Raw genomic sequence first — 25,353 nt, 5'->3', positions numbered from 1 at the left:
TATAATAATCTCATTAAGAAAGTTTCCAGCTGCATGAATATTCCTTTGTTCTATCCTCACAGATAGTTTTTTTGAATATCCTATAGAGTGCATTCCCTGAGGTCACCCGCCGAAATTTCGATAAACCTCTTCCTCGTCATCTGTCGCTACAGATCAGGCGCTATTCCGTTAATGGTCTATTCGTACCACCTTTTAATATTTTTTCTGGAAACATCTAAAATAATAACTTTTTTATGTTGGTTTTGTCAATGGATAAGCAAAAAAATATAATTGGTATATATATATTCGGCGTAACTGGTAAAAATCCTAATTTTAGCTATCATCTTTTTGAATAGTTCGGTACAATAATATTTAAGAAACAAAAGGAGGAGCAAAATGGAAGCGCAAATAGAAATCATGACATTGGGTCAGTTAAAACAACGTTTAGCCGAACTTGAAAAAACAAGTGAGATCACTGATGAAACGAAAATATTTTTGGATACAGGTTGGGATAGTATCCAAGAAATCTCTCCTGACGCGTTAGCGGTGGAGGATGCACAACGTTTTGTAGTAGAAGATGAATTTACAAAAGAAAAATTCATTGGTTATGCATTAGAAGAAAAAGCAGAGAAAATGAATGCTGAAGAGAAAAAAGAAAAAGTGATCGTCATCAAAAATTTATATTAGGAGAGAAGTCGTATGAATAAAAAGCGTTGGATCGCCGTTTTGATTGCTGCTGGGTTGTTGGTCATCTCGTTAGTCTCGTCAAGTTTAACTACGAAAGAGAAAGAAGAAACACAAATGACTGGCTTGAATAGTCTGCTTTATGGAAGTGATGAATTGACGCCAACAGTGCTTGAAGATGGGGATAGTACAGAAAAAATCGTGAAACTGACTGTTGATGGCACGATAGCCAGTGGTGGTTCATCGGGACTGTTTGCATCAGAAGGATACAATCATGAAAACTTTATGGAACAATTAAAAGCAATTCAAGAAGACAAGAGTGTAAAGGGAATCTTTTTAGAAGTGAATTCTCCAGGAGGCGGCGTTTATGAAAGCGCCGAAATTGCTAAGACATTGAAAGATATTCGTACAGATCGAAAAATCCCGATGTATGTGAGTATGAAAAACACAGCAGCCAGTGGTGGCTATTACATCTCTGCGCAAGCAGACAAAATCTTTGCAACAGATGAAACGGTTACTGGATCGATTGGAGTAATCATGTCTGGTTTGAATTATTCAGGATTATTGGAAAAGCTCGGAGTGGAAGATACGACTGTGAAGAGTGGTGCGCTCAAAGATATGGGGTCAAGTACTAGACCACCAACGAAAGAAGACCAAGAAGTACTTCAAGCGTACATCGATAGTGCTTATAATCGGTTTGTGAAGGTAGTCAGCGAAGGAAGACACAAAACAGAAGCTGAAGTGAAACAGATTGCTGACGGCCGTATCTATGATGGGGCACAAGCGAAAGAAATTGGTTTAGTCGATGAGATTGCTTATCCAGAGGATGCACTAAAAGCAATGCGTAAAGAACAAAAACTAGAAAATGCACAGTTAGTTGAATATTCCGCTAGTTCTACTGGTTTTGCTAATACGTGGCTAGGTTCTAAATTAGCTCAATTCCAAGGATTAAAAGCTTCAGAAACCAATCAGATCTTGACACTTCTTGAAAATCTTGGGACAGCGGAATCACCAAAAGCAATGTATTATTACGGAGGTGAGTAAGAATGTCTGAACATTTAGAAGAGGACCAAACAAAAGCTGAGCAAGAGCATCATGACCGTCCAGCAGTTGGACCTGATCCTAATTTCTCTCAAAAAGTTCTCCAATCTTTTAAAGAACGTCCTTTGACGGAAAGTGAAATTGAGACGAAACAGAAAAATTGGCAAAGGTATACAAAAGAACGACCAGAAGTTCCAAAAGTCAATGATTTCCCAAAGTATTTTTATGCTGGGTTTTGGGTAAGGCTTGGTGCCTTTTTGATTGATTTGTTATGTATAGGTTCAATTACTCGATTGACATTAGGTATCGCTTTGAATCTTGGTTGGATCGATTATGCGGATTCTTACCTAAGTTTCTATGGTGGAGCGGCATTGGTCATTTATTTAGCTTATTTTGTTTTATTGACGAAACTGAACCATGGACAAACGATCGGCAAAATGATTTTTGGCATTCGTGTAGTTGGTTTTGACGAGACAGAATTAAGTTGGTCGACTGTTTTGGTTAGAGAAGGTGCATGCCGATTCATACTAAAATTTCCATTGTTGTTTATAGGTTATCTGCCAGTTATCTTTAGCAAGAAAAAACAGCATATTGGTGATTACTTCTCAAATACGAGTGTTGTAACGATCAATTTGATCAAGGCTTTCAACCAAGAAGTAAATGCATAACATAAAAAAATCATGATAATACAAAAAATATTGTCATGATTTTTTTTATTTGCTACTATTGGAAGCGATGAACTGAAAGGAGGGGGAAGAAGTGGACCAAATTGATTTTCCAGATAAATATGAAAATCTGATGCGTATTGCGCAACAAGCCTTAGCAGACCATCGGTACACACAGGCGAAAGAACTATTGTTACGGGCATATGACCTAGAACCTAACTTTGAGGCAAATAGTCTGCTAGTCTTTTGTCTATTTGAACTTGATGAAAAACAAGAAGCGTTGAGTCAAGCAGTGCTTCATGAAAGTGAATATCTGGCAAGCAAAGAATTTGCTGGATTTTATTTTGATTTATTGATCGCAAACAATGATTTTTTGTATGCCCGCAAACTGGTTGCAAGTTGTACTTTCCCAGAAGAATTTGAACAGTCTATTATCAATAAAGTCCAACAAGCGGAGCAATTTTCCAGCCAAATGGAACGGCAAAATATTCGAGAAATCCACCGTTTGGCAGAGTTATTACCTACAATGGCACCGGCTGAACAGTTATTGATGATCAAAAAAATCGAAGAGTTACCCTACCATGAATTTGTTCAGGTAGTAACAAAATTGATCATTATGCCTGAAGTCCAGTTATTGGCGAGAGCGAAGATGCTCGAATCACTGACCCAAGTGAAAGAGTGTCATCCTATTTCGTATTTGACAATCGACGAAACATTAGTCCAATTCATTCCTAAGTCACTGCCTATGCCAGAAAACCAGCCTGCTTATCAAGAGCTTCGTCGATTAGCAGAAGAATTTGAGAACCAAGACGCATTTTTAAGCACAGTTTTGAAAGAAGAGTTTGCTATGCAATCTGCGCTCGTTTATCCGATCTATGATACATATATCAATGATCCCAACAGCTGGTTCGACTTAACTGTAGCAGTATACCGCAACGACCTACCTGCGGACTACACAGAAGTAGAAATAGCAGAATTCATGAATAAAAGAGCGGATATTTTGAAAGAAATGATGATCTTACAAGAGGGGATCAGATACTAAAAAGATAAAAAAGTCATGAAAAACGGGGATTCTAGTCACTCAATATGTTTACAATTTGAGAGGGTTAGTGTACTATTTAAAGGTATGCATGAAACGTTTTTGATGTATAAAATGAATTTCTAAACTCGGAGGGAATTAAATGACTGCAACATTTGAAAAAAAAGGCACAAATGATGGTGTTTTAAAATTTACGATTGCGCAAGATGAAATCCAAAAAGGACTAACAACTGCGTTTAATAAAGTTAAAGGAAACTTGAATGTACCAGGATTCCGTAAAGGAAAAGTTTCTCGTCAAGTATTTAATCGTATGTATGGTGAAGAAGCACTTTATGAAGATGCATTGAATGCTGTTTTACCAGAAACTTATGAAGCTGCTGTTAAAGAAGCTGGAATCGACCCTGTATCTCAACCTCAAATCGATGTTGAAAGTATGGAAAAAGGCCAAGACTGGGTGATCACTGCTGAAGTAACAGTGAAACCTGAAGTGAAATTAGGTCAATATAAAGACTTAGTCGTTGAAAAACAAGACCGTGAAGTAACAGAAGCAGACCTTGAAGAACGTATCAAACGCGAACAAGAAGCACAAGCTGAATTAGTGATCAAAGAAGACGCTGCAGCAGAAAATGGCGATACAGTAGTGATCGATTTTGAAGGTTTCGTTGATGGCGAAGCTTTTGACGGTGGAAAAGGTGAAAACTACTCACTTGAATTAGGTTCTGGCTCATTCATTCCTGGATTTGAAGAACAACTTGTTGGTAAAAAATCAGGAGAAAGCCTAGATGTAACTGTGACATTCCCAGAAGATTATCAAGCAGAAGATCTAGCTGGAAAAGAAGCAGTCTTCAAAGTGACTGTTCATGAAGTAAAATCAAAAGAAGTTCCTGAATTAGACGATGAATTTGCAAAAGATGTGGATGATGAAGTATCTACATTGGCAGAACTAAAAGAAAAATACCTTAAAGAATTAACTGAAGCAAAAGAAAAAGCAGCAGATGATGCAAAAGACGAAGCTGCTATCCGTTTAGCTGTTGAAAATGCAGAAATCGTTGACCTTCCACACGTAATGGTCCACGATGAAGTACACCGTTCAATGGACGAATTCTTGAACAATATGCAACGTCAAGGAATCTCACCAGAAATGTACTATCAATTAACTGGTTCTACTGAAGAAGACTTGCATAAACAATTTGAAGGTGAAGCGGAAACTCGTACAAAAACAAACCTTGTGATCGAAGCAATCGCTAAAGCTGAAAACTTAGAAGCAACTGAAGAAGAAATCAATGCAGAAATCCAAGAATTGGCTGATTCTTACAACATGCCAATCGACCAAATCAAACGTGTATTGACAGATGATATGTTAGAACACGATGTAACAATGAAAAAAGCAATCGATTTGATCACTGGTACAGCAACTGAAGCAGAATAATTTTTGCTAGATGAAAATCGAAAGTAGACAGGCTATGATTATAGCCTGTCTCTTTTTCCCTTTCTTAGGGATTATGTAGATTGTTTTGTACTTTTGCTTTTATTTAAATTATGTTATGATAGTAAAAGACTGTAAAGTCTGTGATAGTTTCTTGCATGTTCAAGTGCGAGTTAAGGGGTGAAGACCATGTATGATAATCCAAGTGGTAACGAGACCGTACGTTGTTCTTTTTGCGGAAAGACACAAGAAGAAGTAAAAAAAATCGTAGCAGGTCCAGGGGTCTACATCTGTAATGAATGTATCGACCTATGTAAAGAAATCATTGATGAAGAATTTTATGAAGAAGCTCTACGCGAGTTTACAGAAGTGCCGAAACCAGCAGAAATTTTAGATGTCTTAAATAGTTATGTGATTGGTCAAGATCGTGCAAAACGATCATTAGCTGTAGCTGTGTACAATCATTACAAACGCGTCAACCAACAAGCGCAAGATGATGCTGATGAAGTAGAACTACAAAAGAGTAATATCTGTTTGATTGGTCCTACTGGATCAGGGAAAACATTTTTAGCACAAACGTTAGCGAAGACATTGAATGTTCCTTTTGCGATTGCGGATGCTACAAGTCTAACAGAAGCGGGTTATGTCGGAGAAGATGTAGAAAATATCTTATTGAAGTTATTGCAATCAGCTGATTATAACGTTGAGCGTGCGGAAAAAGGGATCATCTACATTGATGAAATCGATAAAATCGCGCGTAAAAGCGAAAATGTCTCAATCACTCGTGATGTTTCGGGTGAAGGAGTACAACAAGCTTTACTAAAAATTCTTGAAGGTACAGTAGCGAGCGTTCCACCTCAAGGAGGACGTAAACATCCTCATCAAGAATTCATCCAGATCGATACTACGAATGTATTATTCATCGTAGGTGGTGCTTTCGATGGTATCGAGACAATCGTCAAAAACCGTATGGGTGAGAAAACGATTGGATTTGGTACGAACAATCAGAAATTATCAGAGGATGAAAGTGTGATGCAACATATCATTCCAGAAGATTTGCTGAAGTTTGGGCTGATTCCTGAATTCATCGGACGCTTACCAGTAATGGCGGCTCTGGAAAAACTAACAGCTGCCGATCTTGTTCGCATCTTGACTGAACCAAAAAATGCATTAGTCAAACAATATCAAAAATTGCTATCTTTAGACGATACTGAGTTGGAATTTGAACCAGATGCACTAGAAGCAATTGCGAAAAAAGCAATCGACAGAAATACCGGTGCGCGCGGCTTGCGTTCGATCATCGAAGAAATCATGATGGATGTGATGTTTGATATTCCATCAAATGAAGCAATCGAAAAAGTGATCATCACAAAAGAAGCTGCTGAACTTACTGGTGAGCCAACGATTGTCTACAAAGATTCTGAGAAAAAAGCTGGCTAAAACTTTAGGCTGTTGCGAAAGTCGTTTATCGCTTTTGCGGCAGCTCTTTCTTTAGTATCGAAGGAGCAAATGGAAAAAGCGAAAGGCAGTTTAAAAAAGCTGTTAGTCAAGCATCGAATGATACCACCAGTTTGACTGAGGGTTAGTAGTGTTTAAGGAGAGAAGAGTTATGAAAGTACATCAAGCGGATATCGTGATCAGCGCGGTCGCGCCAAAACAATATCCAGAAACAGATCTACCTGAAATCGCTTTGGCAGGAAGATCAAATGTGGGAAAGTCATCATTTATCAATACATTGATTGATCGCAAAAATTTGGCACGTACTTCAGGCAAGCCTGGTAAGACACAAACACTGAATTTTTACTTGATTGAAAATGCGTTGCACTTTGTTGACGTTCCAGGTTATGGGTATGCGAAAGTATCAAAAACAGAACGTGCAAAATGGGGAAAGATGATCGAAACCTATATCACAACTAGGGAGCAATTGCGTGCAGTTGTCTCGTTAGTTGATTTACGCCACAGACCTTCACAAGAAGATATCCAAATGTACGAATTTTTGAAGTACTATGATATTCCAGTTATCGTAGTAGCTACAAAAGCAGATAAAATCCCTAGAGGAAAATGGAATAAACACGAAAGTGAAATAAAGAAAGCACTTGATTTTGATCATAACGATCAATTTATTTTGTTTTCTTCTGTAACGAAGCAAGGAAAAGAAGAAGCGTGGCAGGCTATTGAAGCGGCAATTGCAGAATAAAAAAGTTAAAAAGACTTGTAGTGATTTGATACTCCAGCGAGTGGAGAAATTCAAATTTACTACAAGTCTTTTTTTATTTCTTTTTCTTGTCTTTTTTTAAATCATCTTTTGGTTTTAAGAAGCGATCGATTTCTTCCTTAGAAGCAACTGTTTTTTCTGGATCAACCGCAAATGATTCGAATAATTTATCAAGATTATCGGTGCGTTCAAATTTTAAGCCCATTTTGTCCACCTCGTTTGAGAATTTATAGCTTCATTCTACCATGGAATATTTGTAAATGCAGTCAAGACTTTAAATTTTAGTTTTTTCTTATATTTGGTTATAATTTAATTATAAAATAATTTGAAAGAGGTGAGAAAGGTATGGAAGAGAATAAATTATTAATGACGATCCAACTGACCGAATTGAATCAATTTGAGAAGAAAAATCAAATTGAGGATTGGCTTGCGTTTATTCGATTGTTGATTACGCCGTCCTATTTCCAATCTTCTCATCAAGGAATGAGACCATTCGAATTGAAGAGATTCCAACAAGTGTTACTTCAGGAGGGTCCGCTGGATTTTGGCTGGTTCATCATAGGAAATGACGGAAATGAATTCAGCATTCATTTTGACGGACAAGAAATAGTGATGAAAAATATTTTTCAAAAGCAACTGATGGATAAGCATGCTGCTGTCATACGAGATTATATCAGAACAAAGATGTTTCAGCATGGTGTTTTTGCTTACTTAAGACCTTACGATGAATTCGTGTACAACAATACCACAGATATAGATGAACGTTTGCTCATTGAAACGAAAGAAGAGATTCGTCTATTACCAAAAATCAAACGGGCAGATGGAGAAATCATCGTTGATTGTAATCAATTTTCTGGATATGACCTATCTTACCAAGGGTTGTGTTTTACTTCTTGCTGGGAAATGTACTACAGTTCCTACTATTATCGTGTGATTCCCAAACAAATCTTCTTGGATGTGCAACAAGTGGAATGGGTCAAAGAGTATGAGAATCAGGTAGTTGCTGTACAGCTTTATCGCGACCCCTTCAATTGGAAAGCTGAAGTCAATCAGCAATTTCAAGCTTACTATCGCGATCAGTTGGGATTTGATCATTTAGCGTGGGACAATGGCGTAGGACTATTAAAAGCTCCTTTTATAGAATATGCCTATACAGACAAAAGTGTTCAATCTGTTCAATATCAAAACAGAATGATGCAGCCTGCCCCCAAGAAGAAAGCTACCTTTTTTGTTACTAGAAATTATAATTTTGAAAAAGATGAATATAGAGAAAAGAGGATAAAAGGTGCATTGAATACTCAAGCTTACTTCCCTTGGGTGGATGAGCAACGTGCGCAAATGATGTCTTACAAAGTAATCGATCCGAGCATTACACTAGATAACGGTATCCAAGCTTATTGTTATTATATCCGAGAGTACTTGGAAGTAGCGGTAGAGGATGAAAAGTATCAAGAATACCTGTTGATTTTGCGGCTTTATGTCCCAAGTGATATTTTAAAAAAAGTGCCTCTGGATGAGATACGTGAGGAATTATCCGATATCAAGTTCAAAAGATTTAGAAAACGAAGAGGTAGATTGGCTTTTGACGTAAAGAAAGATATCCATCATTTGAGAGTAGAGATCTTAGATTATCCTAAGTTAGAACAGTTAGCGACAGCGCAAAAAAGTTGAGGTGAAAAAAATGGATAAACGTTTATACTATCGTATCATGCTACCTACAGCATTACTTGCTTTACTCATTTTTTTGATTCCAAGAATACCGATACGTTCAATTTTGGGATTTTTAGTCATGCTTAGCGGACTGGGCTTTTATTATTATACCCTTCATAAAACTAAAATAAGTAAACAAAAGGAAAAGGTCTAATCGCTAACCAGATGGTTGACCGAAAGTGATAGTTAAATAAGTGATAAATAACAGAACGTCGAAGCACACAAAAGCTTGTGGTATTCGAACTTACGTGGACGTATTCAAGGTTCTGTCATTTATCGCTTTTTTTGATATATAGGGTGAATTTTGAATGAAATGATTCGTTTGTGGCTGTAAGAGAATATTTTTGAATGTTTTTGAATGTTTTGTATTGAATTTATAAAAATAATGTGCTACTATTTGTCATGAGGTGATCGTGGAAATGCTTACAGAGGAACGAAGACAGAAAATACTTCATTTATTGGATCAACATAAGATCGTGAAGTCACAGGATCTAGTAAACCTTCTAAATGCTTCTGAATCAACAATCAGACGCGATTTACAGGACTTAGAAAACGATGGGCTTCTTGAACGTATCCATGGTGGTGCAAAAAAAGGACAACTTTTAGGCTTTGAACAAGCAATGAGCGAAAAAACGCTCAAAAACGTTCACGAAAAACATAAAATTGCCCAAATCGCTGCGGAATTGATCAATGATGAAGACGTGATCTACTTGGATGCTGGTTCAACGACATTGGAAATGATTCCTTATCTACAGGGGAAAAAAATTACTATTGTCACCAATTCAGTCAAACATGCTGCAAGTCTAGTTGACTTACAACTTCCTACGATCATTCTAGGAGGCATGATCAAGTTATCAACGAATGCAGTATTAGGCTCTAGCGTGATCGAGCAATTAAAAGACTTTCATTTCAATAAAGCGTTCATGGGGATGAATGGTGTCCATGTTGAGCGTGGTTTTACGACGCCAGACCCAGAAGAAGCTGCGGTAAAACGTCTAGCGATGGCACATTCAGAAGAAAGTTTTGTCTTAGTCGATCAATCGAAATTCAATCAATTAAGTTTTACTTTTGTCGCACCTTTAGAAGCAGCTACGATCGTAACCGAGTGTTGTCCATCAGAATATGCGGAACAATATCGTGAACGGACAACAATTAAGGAGGCTATACAATGATTTACACAGTAACATTGAACCCGTCAATTGACTTTATTGTAAAAGTTGATGGATTGAAACTAGGTGATTTGAATCGAATGAAAGAAGACTTCAAACTACCTGGTGGGAAAGGTATCAACGTATCAAGGATCTTGAAAAGGATGGACACGGAATCGACCGCTCTTGGATTTTTAGGTGGATTTACCGGCAATTTTATTTCTGAATGGTTAAAGGAAGAGCAAATCAATACAGCCTTTACCAACGTCCAATCTGATACACGAATCAATATCAAATTGAAATCGGATACTGAAACGGAAATCAATGGATTAGGACCAGTTCTTTCTGAAAAAGAAATTGAAGATTTAAAACAAGCAATGAATAACGTAAAAAAAGGCGATATCGTTGTTTTGTCAGGTAGCACACCAGCAAGTTTAAGAAACGGATTTTACCAAGAATTAATTGAGATTATCCGTGGAAAAGAAGCAGAATTTGTGATTGATACAACAGGTGATGATCTTAAAGATGCTTTAGCGAAAAGACCATTACTGATCAAGCCGAACAATCATGAATTAGCTGAACTATATCACACAGAATTCAAGAGTATCGAGGATATCCTTCCATATGGTAAAAAATTACTTGAAGAAGGTGCTCAAAACGTATTGATCTCTATGGCCGGTGATGGTGCTTTACTCTTCACAAAAGATGGTGCGTATCAGTCGAATGTCTTAGTACGTCCGTTGAAAAATTCGGTAGGAGCAGGAGATTCAATGATTGCTGGTTTTATTGGATCTTTCAGCAAAGATCATGATCCAGTTGAAGCATTCAAATGGGGAGTTGCATGCGGAAGTGCTACAGCATTCTCTGATGATTTAGCAACAAAGGCATTGATCGATGAATTAATACCAGAAGTTGAAATTACAAAAATTGATTGATTTCTAGGAGGGTTATCATGAATATTAAAGACTTAATGATCAAAGATGCAATGATCATGGACCTACAAGCGACTGATAAAAAAGGCGCAATTGATGAAATGGTCCAAAAAATGTATGAAGCAGGTCGTATTTCAGATATTAAAACCTACAAAGACGGTATTTTAGCACGTGAAGCACAAACATCAACTGGTTTAGGTGACGGTATTGCAATGCCTCACGCAAAAAATGCAGCTGTCAAAGAAGCAACAGTTTTATTTGCCAAAAGCAAAAAAGGTGTTGACTATGAATCATTAGATGGTCAACCAACGTATTTGTTTTTCATGATTGCTGCACCAGAAGGGGCAAATGATACTCATTTACAAGCATTAGCAGCATTATCCCGACTTTTGATCGACCCAGATTTTGTCGGAAAATTAAAACAGGTGGAAACACCAGAAGCTGTTCAAGAATTATTCCAAACAGCAGAAGAACAAAAAGAAGCAGAAGAAAAAGCTGAAAAGGAAGCACAAGCAACAGAAAAAAGTTTAGATCCTAAAAAGAAATATATCGTTGCTGTAACTGCTTGCCCAACAGGAATCGCTCATACGTATATGGCAGAAGATTCGCTTAAGAAAAAAGCAAAAGAAATGGGCGTTGATATCAAAGTTGAAACAAATGGTTCTGAAGGGATCAAGAATCGTTTGACAGCAGAAGATATCGCTCGAGCAGATGGGGTCATCGTTGCTGCAGATAAAAAAGTTGAAATGGATCGTTTCGATGGGAAAAAATTAGTCAATCGACCAGTCAGCGATGGTATCCGCAAGCCAGAAGAATTGATCCAATTGGCAACGAATGACACTGCCCCAGTTTTCCATGGAGAAGGAAAAGATGGTGCAGCAGATGAAGGAAATGCTGATGGTACAGTTGGTCAAAGAATCTATAAAGATTTGATGAATGGTGTTTCTCATATGTTACCGTTTGTTATTGGTGGCGGGATCGCCATTGCTCTTTCCTTTATGATCGACCAATTCATGGGTGTTCCTCACGATCAATTGGCACACTTAGGAAATTATAACCAACTTGCTAGTTGGTTCAATCAAATCGGACAAGCTGCATTTGGCTTCATGTTACCAGTCTTAGCGGGATTCATTGCTTCAAGTATTGGTGATCGTCCTGGATTAGTTGTTGGTTTTGCAGCTGGTGCTTTAGCAAATACTGGTGGTGCAGGATTCTTAGGTGCATTGATCGGTGGTTTCATCGCAGGTTATGTGATCGTGTTCTTACGTAAAGTATTCAAGAATTTGCCAAAATCATTGGATGGGATTAAAACGATCCTATTTTACCCAGTCTTTGGTTTATTGATTACCGGATTCTTGATGTTGCTGGTCAATGTCCCTATGAAGGCGATCAATGATGCATTGAATAGCTTTTTGACTGGCATGAGTGGTTCAAATGCCGCACTACTTGGTGCTTTGCTAGCTGGAATGATGGCAGCCGATCTTGGTGGACCAATCAATAAAGCAGCATATGTATTTGGGACAGCTACTTTAGCTACAACTGTTGCAACTGGCGGAAGTGTAGTCATGGCATCTGTTATGGCAGGTGGTATGGTTCCACCATTAGCTATTTTCGTAGCAACACGTCTATTCAAAAATAAATTTAGCAAAACAGATCAAGATGCTGGTTTGACAAACATCATCATGGGGCTATCCTTTGTTACAGAAGGTTCTATACCTTTTGCAGCCGCTGACCCTGTTCGTGCTATTCCAAGTTTCATTATTGGTTCAGCCCTAACTGGTGGCTTAGTTGGTGCATTGGGAATTAAATTACTTGCACCACATGGTGGTATCTTCGTTGTTTTCCTAGTAAGTCAACCAATCATGTATCTTGTATTTATTGCTATCGGTGCAGTTGTTTCCGGTGTGATCTATGGTCTATTGAGAAAAACACCCGAATTAGCAAAAGCTTAAGATCAGTTCTAGTAACTACTTGGTTTCCTTTATTGAGGAAATCAAGTAGTTTTTTTGTGCAAATCTTTGACGGTTTAAAATGTGTATAGTATCATTTATTTATAATCAAAAATTAATAAATCGCATTGGCCAATAATGATGGATTTCTCAATTTTGAAAAATTTAAAATTATTTATATTGCTGAGAAAATCTTCGTGAATACATAGTGTATCTACAAATATAGCTGAAAATACTATTTGGAATCTTGGTATTTTTTTGTAATAAACAAGAACATAAAACTTAGTGGAGAAAACGAAACCGTTCCTTTTAGTTTGAAAAAATGAATAAATGTTATAATTTGATGAGAGTGATTGAGAAGAGAAATCTTTACATTGAAAGCAACCAGTAAAGATGAAAGCAATTAGAAAATAACGATTCATTTTCGTGGGAAATATAATTATCTTTAGTATATAAGCACGTCTAAATTCAAGTATATTGGAAAGTATGAGATTGCCACGTTGTTCATTGTATAGTGAGGAGGACAATTATGATGGAAAGGTTGAAAAATAATCGCAAGCAGCACGTTGTCGGTATTTTGTTCGTCACAATTCTACTGGCTGTTACTTGGTTCATTTCTCAACATCATGTTCAAGGAAAAACAGAAAAAGTGGCTGTTGTAAGCGGTGAGTTTTTACCTGAACAAAAAGATGCGCAAAAAATATCTGATAAAGAAATGACAAAACTTGCGCAATCAGCACTGGATAAAAGCAAATTCAATTTGGTTATCTCGCCAGAAGCAAAATTCTGTGAACAAACGTTAAAAGGAGATTTGAAGATCAAAAACCCAAGCAAAAATAGTTACCCTATCAATGTGGAGATTCGGGAGAAAACAACCGACCGACTTATTTATACTTCTGGAGCAATTGAACCTGGTTATGAAGTAAAAGAAGTGACTTTGGAACAAAAGTTGAAAAAAGGGGAGTATCCATCTGTTGCATTGTTTAGTCTCTATGATCCGATTACGAAAGAAAAAAAAGGACAAGTTGCCGCAGGAGTCAAATTAACGATCGAATAGGGAGGATAAGTGGATGAAAAGACTGTTGATTCGTTTATTATTAGTGGGCAGTTTTATCGGAGGCACGGTGCCGATGATCACTCAAGCGGAAGAAATAAACGAGAAAGAACATGCGGATATCCAAGTGAATGGATCATTGGGAGTAGACCATGAACGGATGGAAGAAATCAACGAAAGAAGTGAAGATTGGCTCAATGTGACGGTGGATACTGCGACGATTTTCTATAATGTCAATGGTCAAAAAAAGATCCAATCGCCAACTTATAATATTACGAATAATTCCAGTCGTCCGGTAGATGTTTCGATCACCAATTTTGTTCAAACAAATAACGAGTCGATTGCTGATATCTCTGCTTTGACTCTGACATCACCCATAGCAACAACAGATGAGACCCTGATTTCAAACGGCACACTAATCAATTTTGGTAGCCCCATCCACTTATTTACTTTAGCAAATAAGGAAGGGAAATTGACTACAGATGGATTGACTAATTATCCGTCTGCAACGACTTTTGGATATGGTGGCACATTGACTTCGAATTCGGTGTCGAAAAGTTCTCCAGTCTTTACGATGACGTTACAATTGGATGCCTTCTCGTGGATGGAACCTTAAAGAACCATAAAAAACGAGCAATACAAAAAGCGTATTGCTCGTTTTTTCTTCAATTTTTCTAGAATCTAAACGACTTTTGTCTTGCCCTTTTTTTTCAACTATGTTTTTCGAAGGATAAACCGAGAGCTTAAAAAGTTTAAGAAGCAATAGTCAATATCTTCTGTTCTTTTCAAGCTGATCGATTCTAGCCGGATGATTTATTTTAAAAAGATTGTTTCAGTGCAGGGTGATACGAACGCTTAGCAATTTCTTTTTTGACTGAAGAAAGATGTGATTCATCTGTCAAAATGACTAAAATATCTCCCATTTGCATGATCGTATCTCCGTGGGTCAATAGTTCGTTTTTTCCTCGAATAATCGAAACAAGCAACATGTCCTGTGGCCAATTGAAATCACGAACCATCAAGCCATCCAGTAAGCTTTCTGCTGTGATAGGAAACTCAAAGGTTGTTTTCCCCTTTAGGAATGGAGGATGTTTATGAGCAAGCAAACGTTCAAGCAACGATTCATAGATCGGATTTCCGCCTAATAGGTCATTGATGATATAAGCGACTAGAGCTACTAAGCCAAGGGGCATCAGATGATTCAAGGAGCCAACCATCTCGGTTACCAAAATAACGGCAGTCAACGGAGCTTTACCGATCGCTGCAAAATAGCCAGCCATTGCAATAACGATGAAATCTTTGATATAAATAGGGTCCATTCCAAATGTGTGCACCAAGATAGTTCCGTAAATACTCCCTAATAAAGCTCCTAAAGTGAGGATCGGTAAAAATATTCCTCCAGGCAGACTGGCACCGTAAGAGACCATTGAAAAAACAAATCGAAGGATGAACAGTCCAAAAATCATCATCAAAGGTAAAGATGAATGACCTAATGAGATAATGATTTGATTTCCGCCACCTAAGATCGTCGGCCAAAAATAGCCAATCGGTAAAATAAGTAAGAATGGAACGAGTCCATGCCAATAAGAAGGCAAAGGTACTTTTTCATACATACGGGGCAAGCTGAGTAGTACCTGTTGATAGACAAAACCCAATACGCCTAAAAAGATTCCTAAAACAATCAGAGAACCGTAATATTTTAAAGGCAAAGAAGGTAATTCTCCTAGAGATAAAACTGGTTTTAGCCCAAAAAAATAAAGAGAAACAAAATTTGCCGTTACCGCTGATGCAAATGAAGTCAACCAGACTAATGGAGAAAAAGAATGGTGGATTTCTTCTAAAACGAATAGCAGACCGGCAATCGGTGCGTTGAATGCAGCTGCAAGACCCGCACTTGCACCACTAGAAATCAGAATCTTCTGTTCAGAGGAGACACTGTGGAAGAGTTGACTTGTTCCTTGACCGACCACTGCACCTAACTGTATAGAAGGGCCTTCTCTACCTAAGAACAAACCAGAACCAACAGAAAGTATCCCGCCAACAAATTTCTTCCATAAAACAGAAAACCAGGAAATCTTTAGTTCACCTTGCAATTGACCTTCGACTTGAGGAATCCCACTACCTTTGATATCTGGATCACTTTTGATCAATAACCCTACCAGTAATGCAACAATGATGCTTATGACTGCACCAAGGATCAAGTAAATCGGTTCCCTTTGTGTCAATTCATAGAAGTGTTGCGTGAGTATGCCTAATTTTTCAATGGCCAACCGAAAAAGACTGACGACGATACCAGTAAACAACCCCACTACAATCCCTTTTAAAATAAAATAAAGTTGTGTTTTATCAATTTTTTTTATTGTTGCTTTTTTTTCCATCTTAACGCCTCGCTTCAACTTAATTTATCGCGAAATGAATGATTTTACAAGATTAAATGAAAGAAAAAAATTTCTTTTCATCCATTTATGCAAGACTTATCTAATTTCCAACGTATTGAGGTGGTGAACATTTTCTTTAAGGAAGAGCCGGAAAATGCTATAATTTAGAAGATTGATAAAAGAAAGGATGTTGTTAATGTCATCCAAGACGGAATTATTGAACGGGATGAACCCTCGCCAAAAAGAAGCGGTTCTTCACACGGAAGGGCCATTACTATTAATGGCTGGTGCAGGAAGTGGAAAAACGCGAGTGTTGACCCATCGGATTGCGTATTTAATTGAAGAAAAAGAAGTAAATCCATGGAACATCCTTGCGATTACTTTTACCAACAAAGCAGCCAAAGAGATGAAAGAACGGGTCAATAAAATTTTAGAACACGGAGGAGAAGATGTCTGGGTCTCGACTTTTCACTCAATGTGTGTGCGTATTTTAAGAAGAGATGTCGATTTTATCGGCTACAATCGTAATTTTACGATCATCGATTCGTCAGAACAGCTTTCACTGATGAAACGTATTTTAAAAGAATTGAATATCGATCCTAAAAAGTATGATCCAAGAAGTATCCTTGGGACCGTATCACAAGCCAAAAATAGTCTGCAAACGCCACAAGACTTTGCAAAAATGCAAGGAAGTTATTATGAAGAAATCGCAGCAAAGTGTTATTCGGCTTACCAAAAAGAACTACAATACAATCAATGTATGGACTTTGATGATTTGATCATGAATACGATCCGATTGTTTGAAGAACATCCAGATTCATTGACTTATTACCAAAATAAATTCCATTATATCCATGTTGATGAATACCAAGATACGAACCATGCCCAATATACATTAGTAAATCTACTAGCGAAAAGATTCCGAAACTTATGTGTTGTAGGTGATGCGGATCAAAGTATTTACGGTTGGCGTGGAGCAGATATGCAAAACATCTTGGATTTTGAGAAAGACTATCCAGATGCGAGTGTTATTTTGTTAGAACAAAACTATCGCTCTACAAAGAATATTTTAAGTGCAGCAAATCAAGTCATCGAAAACAACAGTAACCGTAAACCAAAGAATCTTTGGACAGAAAATCGTGAAGGAAATAAAATCACTTACTATCGTGCAGATAACGAAAGAGATGAAACACGATTCATCGTTGACCGTATGCAAGAAGAAATAAGAGAAAATCAACGAGATTATGGTGATTTTGCAATTTTATATCGAACGAATGCCCAATCCCGTGTAATGGAAGAAACGCTTCTCAAAGCCAATATCCCCTATAAGATGGTTGGAGGGCATAAGTTCTATGACCGAAAAGAAATCAAAGATATTTTAGCGTATTTGAATGTGATCGCTAATCCGCAAGATTCCATCAGCTTTGAACGAATCGTGAATTCGCCTAAACGAGGAATTGGGCCAGGTTCGATTGAGAAACTAAGAAATTTTGCGACGATGCACCAGTGGCCACTGCTAGAAGCGGCTCAAAATGTTGATTTAGCCAATATTAGCGGCAAAGCAGGACAGCAATTGGGCGCATTCGGTGAAATGATCAGTGAAGTGACGCAAATGTTGCCTTATCTGACAGTAACTGAATTGACGAAAGAAATCCTAGAGCGCAGCGGCTATCTAGAAGACTTAAAGATCCAAAATACGTTAGAATCGCAAGCAAGATTAGAAAACTTGGAAGAATTCTTAACCGTTACACAAGAGTTTGACAAACAGTTTGAAAAACAAAATGAAGAAGATGCTGACGCACCAGATGAAAAGCTGACTGTCTTCTTAAATGATCTAGCCTTAGTGTCAGATATCGATAACTTAGAAGAAGAAACTACCCAAGTTACCTTGATGACACTACATGCAGCTAAAGGTCTAGAATTTCCAGTAGTCTTTTTGATTGGTCTAGAAGAAGGAGTCTTCCCCTTATCAAGAGCACTAATGGAAGAAAGCGAACTTGAAGAAGAGCGCAGACTTGCGTATGTTGGGATAACTAGGGCAGAAGAATCACTGTACCTGACAAATGCCTTCTCAAGAACTTTATATGGTAGAACGCAATATAACCGCCCTTCTCGTTTTGTCGAAGAAATCGATCAAGAGTTATTGGACATCCAAGGAATGCGGCCTACACCGAAAAAAAGCACACCTTTTGCATCAAAAGCAGCTACGCCAATCTACAAGCAGCCTGCTACAACAGTCGTGTCATCAAAAGCAACTACAGGCGGGGAAAGCAATGATTGGAAAGCAGGAGACAAGGTCAAACATAAAAAATGGGGAGCTGGCACAGTCGTAAGAGTGAGCGGTACTGCAAAAGATCTAGAACTAGACGTGGCATTTCCTAGTCAAGGAGTCAAACGATTATTAGCTGCTTTTGCACCAATTGAAAAAGCTTGAGTGGAGGAAAGAAAATGGAACACGAAATGACGATAGACGAAGCCGCTAAAAGAGCGGAGGAGTTGAGAACCCAATTAAGTCAGTGGTCTAAACAGTATTATGTCGAAGATAAACCAACAGTCGAAGATTACGTGTATGACAAAGCGTATGCGCAATTAGTGGCAATTGAAGAACAGTATCCCGATTTGATCACATCAGATTCTCCTACGCAACGCGTAGGAGGGAAGGTCCTTACAGGATTCGAAAAAGTCACTCACGATATTCCATTGTATAGTTTGAACGATGTCTTTAGTAAAGAAGAACTCTTTGCTTTTGATCAGCGTGTCCAAAAAGCGATTGGGCATCCAGTTGATTATTGTTGTGAATTGAAGATCGATGGGCTGTCTGTTTCTTTGCGCTATGAAAATGGTGAATTTGTCAGAGGTGCTACACGAGGAGATGGAACTGTCGGCGAGAACATCACTGAAAATCTGAAGACAGTGCGATCCGTACCTTTGAAACTAAAAAATCAGATCAGTATCGAAGTGCGTGGCGAATGCTTTATGCCGAAAAAGTCATTTGTTCAATTGAACAAATCAAGGGAAGTTGAAGGGCAAGATATCTTTGCAAATCCACGTAATGCAGCTGCAGGTTCTTTGCGACAGCTTGATTCTAAAATAACAGCTAAAAGAAATCTGGATACCTTTTTGTACACAGTAGCAGATTTTGGTCCCATGAAAGCAAAGACCCAGTATGAAGCGCTAGAAGAATTAGACAAGATCGGCTTCCACATCAATCAGGAAAAACGCTTGTGCCATTCGATTGAGGATGTATGGTCATTTATCGAAGAATACCATGAAAAACGGGTAGATCTTCCTTATGAGATCGATGGTATCGTCATCAAGGTCAACGATTTTACTTTGCAAGATCAATTAGGATTTACTGTAAAAGCACCGCGTTGGGCCGCAGCGTACAAATTTCCACCTGAAGAGGTAGAAACCAAAATCGAAGCAATCGAATGGACAGTAGGGCGCACCGGCGTTGTCACACCCACTGCTATTATGACTCCTGTCCGTGTGGCTGGTACGACAGTCAGTCGAGCAAGTCTGCACAATGGCGATTATATCAAAATGAAGGACATCCGCTTGAACGATACCGTTCAAATCTACAAAGCTGGCGATATTATTCCAGAAGTCGCTCAGGTAGTATTTGAGAAGCGACCAGATGACAGTGAAGAGTATCCGTTACCATCACATTGTCCAGTCTGTCAAAGTGAGCTCGTGCATTTAGATGAAGAAGTCGCTTTGCGGTGTATCAATCCGAAATGTCCGGCTCAAATAAAAGAAGGACTCAATCATTTTGTCTCTCGTAATGCAATGAATATCGATGGACTAGGACCAAGAGTTTTAGCACAAATGTACGACAAAAAATTGGTGTCTGATGTAGCTGATCTCTATAACTTGACCGAAGAACAATTATTGACTTTGGATAAAATCAAAGAAAAATCCGCAAACAATATTTTAACTGCAATCGACAACAGTAAAGAAAATTCAGTGGAACGCTTGATCTTTGGGCTAGGAATCCGTCATGTAGGTGCAAAAGCTGCGAAAATCTTAGCAGAACATTTCGGTGATTTGGAGAGCTTGAGCAAAAGCGATTTTGAAACGATCATTTCTTTAGATACGATTGGTGATATCATCGCAGACAGCGTAGTTACCTACTTTAGTAATGAAGAGGTCCATGATCTATTAGCTGAACTGAAACAAGCGGGAGTCAATTTTGACTACAAAGGGATTCGCCCAGCACAAATCGCAACGATCGATTCACCATTTAAAGACAAAACAGTTGTGTTAACTGGTAAACTGACGCGATTCACTCGAGAAGAAGCAAAAGAGACAATCGAGAATCTAGGCGGAAAAGTAACCGGAAGTGTTTCGAAAAAAACAGATATCGTCGTGGCTGGTGAAGAGGCTGGAAGCAAACTGACGAAAGCACAAGAATTAGGGATCGACGTTTGGACAGAAGAAGAAATGGCAGAGGCGTTAGCTGAAAGTCGGACAAATCCAGAGTGAAGTCCAACTTTTTTCAGATAAATTTCAAGAAACAATTTCAGATAACAAACTCTTATGTTAAAATAGAGAGCAAAGTTTTTAACTCGTGTAGAAAGAAGGGGTAGTATGGCGATCAGTGAAGAACAAGTGAAACACGTTGCCAAATTAGCAAAACTTGCGTTCGCAGATGAAGAACTTGCAAGTTTTACCGACCAATTAGGAAAAATCATTGATATGGTGGAATTGCTGGAAGAAGTAGATACTGAAGGTGTTCCATTTACATCAAATGTGGTTGAAACTGTAAACGTTATGCGTCAAGACCGAGCAAATTCAGGTTGGAATCGCGACGAATTAATGAGAAATGTACCAGAAAAAGAAGATGGCTTTATTAAAGTGCCAGCAATTATTGAGAATGGGGAGGCTGGCGCATAATGACAAAATTGTATGATCACTCTTTAGAAGAATTGCATGCAATGCTTGTATCTAAAGAAATCACTGCACAAGATCTAACAAAAGCAACATTTGACCGTATCAAAAAAACAGAACCAGAAATCGATGCGTTCATTACCTTGAATGAAGAAAAAGCAATGGCGATTGCCAAAGCGCTTGATGAAAAAGGAATCGATGAAAGTAACGTATTAGCAGGTATTCCGATCGGTATCAAAGACAATATCGTTACAAAAGACCTATTGACTACGGCTGCTTCAAAAATCTTATTCAATTTCGATCCAATCTATGATGCCACAGTAATGGATAAAGTTTACCAAGCAGACATGATCCCAGTCGGCAAATTGAACATGGATGAATTTGCTATGGGCGGTAGTACAGAAACGTCTTACTTCAAGAAAACGAAAAATGCATGGGATCACACAAAAGTTCCTGGTGGATCATCAGGTGGCTCAGCTGCAGCTGTAGCAGCTGGTCAAATCCCAGTTTCTTTAGGTAGTGACACTGGCGGAAGTATTCGCCAACCTGCATCATTTAACGGGATCGTCGGGATGAAACCAACATATGGCCGTGTTTCCCGTTTTGGTTTGATTGCCTTCGCATCTTCTCTTGACCAAATCGGACCAATGACCCGTACAGTCAAAGACAATGCGTTAGCTTTGACAGCTATCAGTGGGTATGACGAAAAAGATGGTACTTCATCAGGTGTGTCTGTGCCTAACTTCGCAGAAGGATTGACAGGTGACATCAAAGGCATGAAGATCGCATTACCTAAAGAATATCTTGGTGAAGGTGTTGCTCCTGGTGTGAAAGAAGCAATCCTTAAAGCAGCGGATACGTTCCGTTCCCTAGGTGCAACGGTTGAAGAAGTCAGCTTACCACATTCAAAATATGGTGTAGCTGTGTATTATATCATCGCTTCATCAGAAGCAAGCTCAAACTTGCAACGTTTTGACGGTATCCGTTATGGCTATCGTTCAGAAAATGTAAAAAATCTTGAAGATGTATATGTAAACTCACGTACAGAAGGATTCGGTGAAGAAGTCAAACGCCGTATCATGTTAGGAACATTCTCATTGAGTGCAGGTTATTATGACGCTTACTTCAAGAAAGCTGGACAAGTCCGCACGTTGATCAAACAAGACTTCGAGAAAGTTTTTGCTGACTATGACTTGATCATTGGCCCAGCTTCACCAACCGTAGCTTTCGGAATCGGTGAAAATATCAATGATCCAATCACGATGTATATGAGTGATATCTTGACGATCCCAGTCAATTTGGCAGGTCTTCCAGGAATGTCAGTTCCTGCAGGCTTATCTGAAAACATGCCAGTTGGTTTACAGATCATCGGGAACTATTTTGATGAAAAAACAATGTATCAAGCAGCATATGCTTTTGAACAAGCAACAGAATTCAAAAATCAAAAACCAGCAATCTTAGGAGGGAAAGACTAATGAATTTTGAAACAGTCATCGGGCTTGAAGTCCACGTTGAGTTGAAGACAAACTCAAAAATCTTCTCTCCAGCACCAGCTCACTTCGGCGCTGAACCAAACAGTAACACAAATGTGATCGACTGGGGATATCCTGGGGTATTGCCAGTCATGAATAAAGCTGCGTTAGAATTTGGGATGAAAGCAGCTCTTGCATTAAACTGTGAAATCTCAAAAGATACTCATTTTGACCGTAAAAACTATTTCTATCCAGACAATCCCAAAGCATACCAAATTTCTCAATTTGACCAACCAATTGGACATGATGGCTGGATCGAAATCGAAGTAGAAGGCAAGAAAAAGAAAATCCGTATCGAACGTGTCCATTTAGAAGAAGATGCAGGAAAAAATATGCATGGAATCGGTGGTTACTCTTATGTTGACTTGAACCGTCAAGGAACGCCACTGATCGAGATCGTTTCTGAAGCAGACATGCGCTCACCTGAAGAAGCTTATGCTTATTTAGAAGCACTACGTTCAATCATCCAATTTACTGAAGTCAGTGATGTGAAGATGGAAGAAGGATCAATGCGCTGTGATGCTAATATTTCTTTACGTCCATATGGTCAAGAAGAATTTGGCACAAAAGCAGAATTGAAAAACTTGAACTCTCTTTCTTTTGTTAAAAAAGGACTAGCGTTTGAAGAAAAACGTCAAGCAAAAGTCTTATTATCAGGCGGCGAGATCCAACAAGAAACACGCCGTTTTGATGAAACAACAAACAAAACGATTTTGATGCGTGTCAAAGAAGGATCAAGTGACTACCGTTACTTCCCAGAACCTGATATTCCAAAATTCGTGATCGATGATGAATGGATCCAAAAAGTGAAAGCAAGCCTACCAGAAATGCCAGCTTCTCGTCGCCAACGATATATCCAAGAGTTAGGATTACCTGAATATGATGCGATGGTCTTGACTTTATCAAAAGAAATGTCAGATTTCTTTGAAGAAACATTAGCAAATGGTGCAGATGCAAAACAAGCTTCTAACTGGTTGATGGGAGAAGTTTCTGCATATTTGAATAGTGAAAAACTTGAATTGGCCCAAACAAAATTAACACCTGAAAATCTTTCAGGGATGATCCGCTTGATCGCTGATGGCACAATCAGTTCAAAAATCGCGAAAAAAGTCTTCCGCGAGTTGATCACGGATGGTGGAGATGCACAAGAAGTAGTTGAGAAAAATGGTTGGGTACAACTATCTGATCCAGCAAAACTTTTGCCGATCATCAATGAAATTTTAGACAACAATCAACAATCCGTTGATGACTTTAAAAATGGGAAAGACCGCGCAGTTGGATTTTTAGTTGGACAAATTATGAAAGCAACGAAAGGACAAGCTAATCCTGGTATTGTCAATAAATTGCTTAAAGAAGAATTAGCAAAACGCTAGAGGTAAATGATGAAAAAAGCTCGAGTGATTTATAATCCCACCTCTGGAAAAGAACTATTGAAAAAAAATCTAGCCGATATCCTCCAAGCTTTAGAGGAGTCTGGCTATGAAGCAAGTGCATATGCCACGACACCAGAAGAAAACTCAGCGAAAAATGAAGCGACAAGAGCAGCAAAGGCAGGTTTTGACCTGATCGTAGCAGCAGGCGGCGACGGAACGATCAATGAAGTTGTAAATGGTATTGCATCACTGGAGCAACGACCAAAAATGGCCATTATTCCTGCTGGTACAACAAATGACTACGCACGGGCATTAAAAATTCCGCGTGACAACATCAAAGCAGCGGCCGAGGTGATCAAAAAGAATCAAACGGTTAAAATGGATATCGGTCATACAGATGACAGCTATTTTATCAATATTGCTGCCGGAGGTTATCTGACAGAACTAACCTATGAAGTTCCTTCAGAATTGAAAAGTATCTTCGGCTATCTTGCTTACCTTGCCAAAGGCGCAGAAATGCTGCCGAGAGTAAAACCAATCAAGATGCGCCTGAAGTATGATGAAGGAGAATATATTGGCAATGCCTCGATGTTCTTCCTTGGTTTAACGAACTCCGTAGGTGGTTTTGAAAAAATTTCTCCAGATGCCAAATTAGATGATGGTAAATTTTCATTGATCATCGTCAAAACAGCCAACATCTTTGAGATCCTGCATATCGCTGCGTTGATGTTGAATGGTGGACGCCATGTAGACGATCCACGTGTCATTTACACAAAGACTAGCAGTCTGTTTGTGGAAACCGAAGATGACGTCAATCGTCCTGTGATGATCAACTTAGATGGCGAATACGGCGGTAATGCGCCAATGCACTTTCAGAATCTACACCAACACATCGAATTTTACGCAAATACTGATCAGATCCCAGATGAAGCGATCACTGGAACGGATGAAGAAGTATTAGATGAAGTAGGAAAAGAATTCGTCAAAGAAGTGGAACGCTTAACTGATGAAGACATTGACGGCGATGGCAAAATCGCGGATAATGAAAAATAGTTCAAAAGAGGGAAAAGAAGTAATCAGTTTGATAAAATAAGCCGGATCATCCCGAAAATAGCTTGCGATATTTTCGGGATGATTCGGCTTATTTCTGAAAAAAGTACGATTGATCTTACTCAAGTATGATGAAATACACGAATACTTGGGATAATACCTCTTTATTGTGAAAAATCAACAAAACTGTGGTATGTTAATATCAATAAGGTAGAAAGTACGATTTCGTTGTCGAGAAGCGAATCAACAATGAGGCTGGTACAGAAGTGTCTAACTCCGAGAAATAAG

The 25,353-nt window shown here is 38.5% G+C and carries 22 protein-coding genes; 20 read left to right on the top strand and 2 right to left on the bottom strand.

The features are described from left to right. Positions 1-375: 375 nt before the first annotated feature. From FGQ66_RS05200 to yihA, 7 genes are all read left to right on the top strand, one after another. Positions 376-666 (top strand): hypothetical protein, encoded by a 291-nt coding sequence (locus tag FGQ66_RS05200; protein WP_138301926.1) that lies wholly within the window; start codon positions 376-378, stop codon positions 664-666. Positions 667-678: 12 nt separating this feature from the next. Next, the gene (gene sppA, locus FGQ66_RS05195) at positions 679-1,707 is read left to right on the top strand and encodes a signal peptide peptidase SppA (RefSeq protein ID WP_081135435.1); all 1,029 of its coding nucleotides are present in this window, start codon (positions 679-681) and stop codon (positions 1,705-1,707) included. 2 nt (positions 1,708-1,709) lie between these two features. Then, positions 1,710-2,372 carry an RDD family protein gene (locus tag FGQ66_RS05190; RefSeq protein WP_005880005.1) on the top strand — a complete coding sequence of 221 codons (663 nt, stop codon included), beginning with the start codon at positions 1,710-1,712 and terminating at the stop codon, positions 2,370-2,372. Positions 2,373-2,463: 91 nt separating this feature from the next. Then, positions 2,464-3,411 carry a hypothetical protein gene (locus FGQ66_RS05185; protein WP_138301925.1) on the top strand — a complete coding sequence of 316 codons (948 nt, stop codon included), beginning with the start codon at positions 2,464-2,466 and terminating at the stop codon, positions 3,409-3,411. A 139-nt stretch (positions 3,412-3,550) separates the two neighbouring features. Beyond that, positions 3,551-4,837 carry a trigger factor gene (gene tig, locus FGQ66_RS05180; RefSeq protein ID WP_138301924.1) on the top strand — a complete coding sequence of 429 codons (1,287 nt, stop codon included), beginning with the start codon at positions 3,551-3,553 and terminating at the stop codon, positions 4,835-4,837. A 186-nt stretch (positions 4,838-5,023) separates the two neighbouring features. Next, complete coding sequence (gene clpX, locus FGQ66_RS05175; RefSeq protein WP_138301923.1) at positions 5,024-6,274, top strand: ATP-dependent Clp protease ATP-binding subunit ClpX; 1,251 nt, start codon at positions 5,024-5,026, stop codon at positions 6,272-6,274. A 169-nt stretch (positions 6,275-6,443) separates the two neighbouring features. Beyond that, a complete protein-coding gene (gene yihA, locus FGQ66_RS05170; protein WP_081135444.1) occupies positions 6,444-7,031 on the top strand; it encodes a ribosome biogenesis GTP-binding protein YihA/YsxC in 588 nt (195 codons plus the stop codon). 73 nt (positions 7,032-7,104) lie between these two features. On the opposite strand, the gene FGQ66_RS15125 is transcribed toward yihA, so the two are convergent. Then, positions 7,105-7,254 carry an SPJ_0845 family protein gene (locus tag FGQ66_RS15125; protein ID WP_005879995.1) on the bottom strand — a complete coding sequence of 50 codons (150 nt, stop codon included), beginning with the start codon at positions 7,252-7,254 and terminating at the stop codon, positions 7,105-7,107. 140 nt (positions 7,255-7,394) lie between these two features. On the opposite strand from FGQ66_RS15125, the gene FGQ66_RS05165 reads away from it, so the two are divergent. The 7 genes from FGQ66_RS05165 to FGQ66_RS05135 all read left to right on the top strand — a co-directional run bounded on the left by FGQ66_RS05165 (position 7,395) and on the right by FGQ66_RS05135 (position 14,458). Next, positions 7,395-8,720: a hypothetical protein gene (locus FGQ66_RS05165; protein ID WP_171024572.1), complete on the top strand. Its 1,326-nt coding sequence runs from the start codon at positions 7,395-7,397 to the stop codon at positions 8,718-8,720. Positions 8,721-8,730: 10 nt separating this feature from the next. Beyond that, positions 8,731-8,913 carry a hypothetical protein gene (locus FGQ66_RS05160; protein WP_081135447.1) on the top strand — a complete coding sequence of 61 codons (183 nt, stop codon included), beginning with the start codon at positions 8,731-8,733 and terminating at the stop codon, positions 8,911-8,913. Positions 8,914-9,178: 265 nt separating this feature from the next. Next, a complete protein-coding gene (locus FGQ66_RS05155) occupies positions 9,179-9,931 on the top strand; it encodes a DeoR/GlpR family DNA-binding transcription regulator (protein WP_081135449.1) in 753 nt (250 codons plus the stop codon). Then, entirely contained in the window at positions 9,928-10,842 is a 915-nt protein-coding gene (gene pfkB, locus FGQ66_RS05150) for a 1-phosphofructokinase (protein WP_113845754.1), read from the top strand. The genes FGQ66_RS05155 and pfkB overlap by 4 nt, the downstream gene beginning before the upstream one ends. A gap of 17 nt (positions 10,843-10,859) precedes the next feature. Continuing rightward, entirely contained in the window at positions 10,860-12,791 is a 1,932-nt protein-coding gene (locus FGQ66_RS05145) for a PTS fructose transporter subunit IIABC (RefSeq protein WP_005879987.1), read from the top strand. 529 nt (positions 12,792-13,320) lie between these two features. After that, on the top strand, positions 13,321-13,845 hold the full coding sequence (locus FGQ66_RS05140) for a hypothetical protein (RefSeq protein WP_171024571.1): 525 nt from the start codon (positions 13,321-13,323) through the stop codon (positions 13,843-13,845). A gap of 13 nt (positions 13,846-13,858) precedes the next feature. Further along, the gene (locus FGQ66_RS05135) at positions 13,859-14,458 is read left to right on the top strand and encodes a hypothetical protein (RefSeq protein WP_138301922.1); all 600 of its coding nucleotides are present in this window, start codon (positions 13,859-13,861) and stop codon (positions 14,456-14,458) included. A gap of 202 nt (positions 14,459-14,660) precedes the next feature. On the opposite strand, the gene FGQ66_RS05130 is transcribed toward FGQ66_RS05135, so the two are convergent. Then, on the bottom strand, positions 14,661-16,220 hold the full coding sequence (locus tag FGQ66_RS05130; RefSeq protein WP_138301921.1) for a ClC family H(+)/Cl(-) exchange transporter: 1,560 nt from the start codon (positions 16,218-16,220) through the stop codon (positions 14,661-14,663). 196 nt (positions 16,221-16,416) lie between these two features. On the opposite strand from FGQ66_RS05130, the gene pcrA reads away from it, so the two are divergent. The 6 genes from pcrA to FGQ66_RS05100 all read left to right on the top strand — a co-directional run bounded on the left by pcrA (position 16,417) and on the right by FGQ66_RS05100 (position 25,068). After that, on the top strand, positions 16,417-18,654 hold the full coding sequence (pcrA, locus tag FGQ66_RS05125) for a DNA helicase PcrA (protein WP_138301920.1): 2,238 nt from the start codon (positions 16,417-16,419) through the stop codon (positions 18,652-18,654). A 14-nt stretch (positions 18,655-18,668) separates the two neighbouring features. Next, positions 18,669-20,705 (top strand): NAD-dependent DNA ligase LigA, encoded by a 2,037-nt coding sequence (gene ligA / locus FGQ66_RS05120; RefSeq protein WP_138301919.1) that lies wholly within the window; start codon positions 18,669-18,671, stop codon positions 20,703-20,705. A gap of 105 nt (positions 20,706-20,810) precedes the next feature. Next, positions 20,811-21,116 carry an Asp-tRNA(Asn)/Glu-tRNA(Gln) amidotransferase subunit GatC gene (gene gatC, locus FGQ66_RS05115; RefSeq protein WP_005879975.1) on the top strand — a complete coding sequence of 102 codons (306 nt, stop codon included), beginning with the start codon at positions 20,811-20,813 and terminating at the stop codon, positions 21,114-21,116. Further along, positions 21,116-22,585 (top strand): Asp-tRNA(Asn)/Glu-tRNA(Gln) amidotransferase subunit GatA, encoded by a 1,470-nt coding sequence (gene gatA, locus FGQ66_RS05110; protein ID WP_138301918.1) that lies wholly within the window; start codon positions 21,116-21,118, stop codon positions 22,583-22,585. The genes gatC and gatA overlap by 1 nt, the downstream gene beginning before the upstream one ends. After that, entirely contained in the window at positions 22,585-24,015 is a 1,431-nt protein-coding gene (gatB, locus tag FGQ66_RS05105; RefSeq protein WP_005879971.1) for an Asp-tRNA(Asn)/Glu-tRNA(Gln) amidotransferase subunit GatB, read from the top strand. Before gatA ends, gatB begins: the two co-directional genes overlap by 1 nt. A 9-nt stretch (positions 24,016-24,024) precedes the next feature. Further along, positions 24,025-25,068: a diacylglycerol kinase gene (locus FGQ66_RS05100; protein WP_081135470.1), complete on the top strand. Its 1,044-nt coding sequence runs from the start codon at positions 24,025-24,027 to the stop codon at positions 25,066-25,068. Positions 25,069-25,353 lie beyond the last annotated feature (285 nt).

It is taken from the genome of Enterococcus sp. BSD2780061688st2 D3, assembly GCF_005844145.1.
Taxonomy (GTDB): domain Bacteria; phylum Bacillota; class Bacilli; order Lactobacillales; family Enterococcaceae; genus Enterococcus_B; species Enterococcus_B durans.
Note: the sequence above shows the minus strand (reverse complement) of the source record. Positions and strands in the feature narration are given on the sequence as shown.

What these genes read in the sequence shown, in the direction of transcription:
- FGQ66_RS05200 (WP_138301926.1), top strand. Translation starts at nt 376, where the DNA reads ATGGAAGCGCAAATAGAAATCATGACATTGGGTCAGTTAAAACAACGT.
- sppA (WP_081135435.1), top strand. Translation starts at nt 679, where the DNA reads ATGAATAAAAAGCGTTGGATCGCCGTTTTGATTGCTGCTGGGTTGTTG.
- FGQ66_RS05190 (WP_005880005.1), top strand. Translation starts at nt 1,710, where the DNA reads ATGTCTGAACATTTAGAAGAGGACCAAACAAAAGCTGAGCAAGAGCAT.
- tig (WP_138301924.1), top strand. Translation starts at nt 3,551, where the DNA reads ATGACTGCAACATTTGAAAAAAAAGGCACAAATGATGGTGTTTTAAAA.
- clpX (WP_138301923.1), top strand. Translation starts at nt 5,024, where the DNA reads ATGTATGATAATCCAAGTGGTAACGAGACCGTACGTTGTTCTTTTTGC.
- yihA (WP_081135444.1), top strand. Translation starts at nt 6,444, where the DNA reads ATGAAAGTACATCAAGCGGATATCGTGATCAGCGCGGTCGCGCCAAAA.
- FGQ66_RS15125 (WP_005879995.1), bottom strand. Translation starts at nt 7,254, where the DNA reads ATGGGCTTAAAATTTGAACGCACCGATAATCTTGATAAATTATTCGAA.
- FGQ66_RS05165 (WP_171024572.1), top strand. Translation starts at nt 7,395, where the DNA reads ATGGAAGAGAATAAATTATTAATGACGATCCAACTGACCGAATTGAAT.
- FGQ66_RS05160 (WP_081135447.1), top strand. Translation starts at nt 8,731, where the DNA reads ATGGATAAACGTTTATACTATCGTATCATGCTACCTACAGCATTACTT.
- FGQ66_RS05155 (WP_081135449.1), top strand. Translation starts at nt 9,179, where the DNA reads ATGCTTACAGAGGAACGAAGACAGAAAATACTTCATTTATTGGATCAA.
- pfkB (WP_113845754.1), top strand. Translation starts at nt 9,928, where the DNA reads ATGATTTACACAGTAACATTGAACCCGTCAATTGACTTTATTGTAAAA.
- FGQ66_RS05145 (WP_005879987.1), top strand. Translation starts at nt 10,860, where the DNA reads ATGAATATTAAAGACTTAATGATCAAAGATGCAATGATCATGGACCTA.
- FGQ66_RS05140 (WP_171024571.1), top strand. Translation starts at nt 13,321, where the DNA reads ATGGAAAGGTTGAAAAATAATCGCAAGCAGCACGTTGTCGGTATTTTG.
- FGQ66_RS05135 (WP_138301922.1), top strand. Translation starts at nt 13,859, where the DNA reads ATGAAAAGACTGTTGATTCGTTTATTATTAGTGGGCAGTTTTATCGGA.
- FGQ66_RS05130 (WP_138301921.1), bottom strand. Translation starts at nt 16,220, where the DNA reads ATGGAAAAAAAAGCAACAATAAAAAAAATTGATAAAACACAACTTTAT.
- pcrA (WP_138301920.1), top strand. Translation starts at nt 16,417, where the DNA reads ATGTCATCCAAGACGGAATTATTGAACGGGATGAACCCTCGCCAAAAA.
- ligA (WP_138301919.1), top strand. Translation starts at nt 18,669, where the DNA reads ATGGAACACGAAATGACGATAGACGAAGCCGCTAAAAGAGCGGAGGAG.
- gatC (WP_005879975.1), top strand. Translation starts at nt 20,811, where the DNA reads ATGGCGATCAGTGAAGAACAAGTGAAACACGTTGCCAAATTAGCAAAA.
- gatA (WP_138301918.1), top strand. Translation starts at nt 21,116, where the DNA reads ATGACAAAATTGTATGATCACTCTTTAGAAGAATTGCATGCAATGCTT.
- gatB (WP_005879971.1), top strand. Translation starts at nt 22,585, where the DNA reads ATGAATTTTGAAACAGTCATCGGGCTTGAAGTCCACGTTGAGTTGAAG.
- FGQ66_RS05100 (WP_081135470.1), top strand. Translation starts at nt 24,025, where the DNA reads ATGAAAAAAGCTCGAGTGATTTATAATCCCACCTCTGGAAAAGAACTA.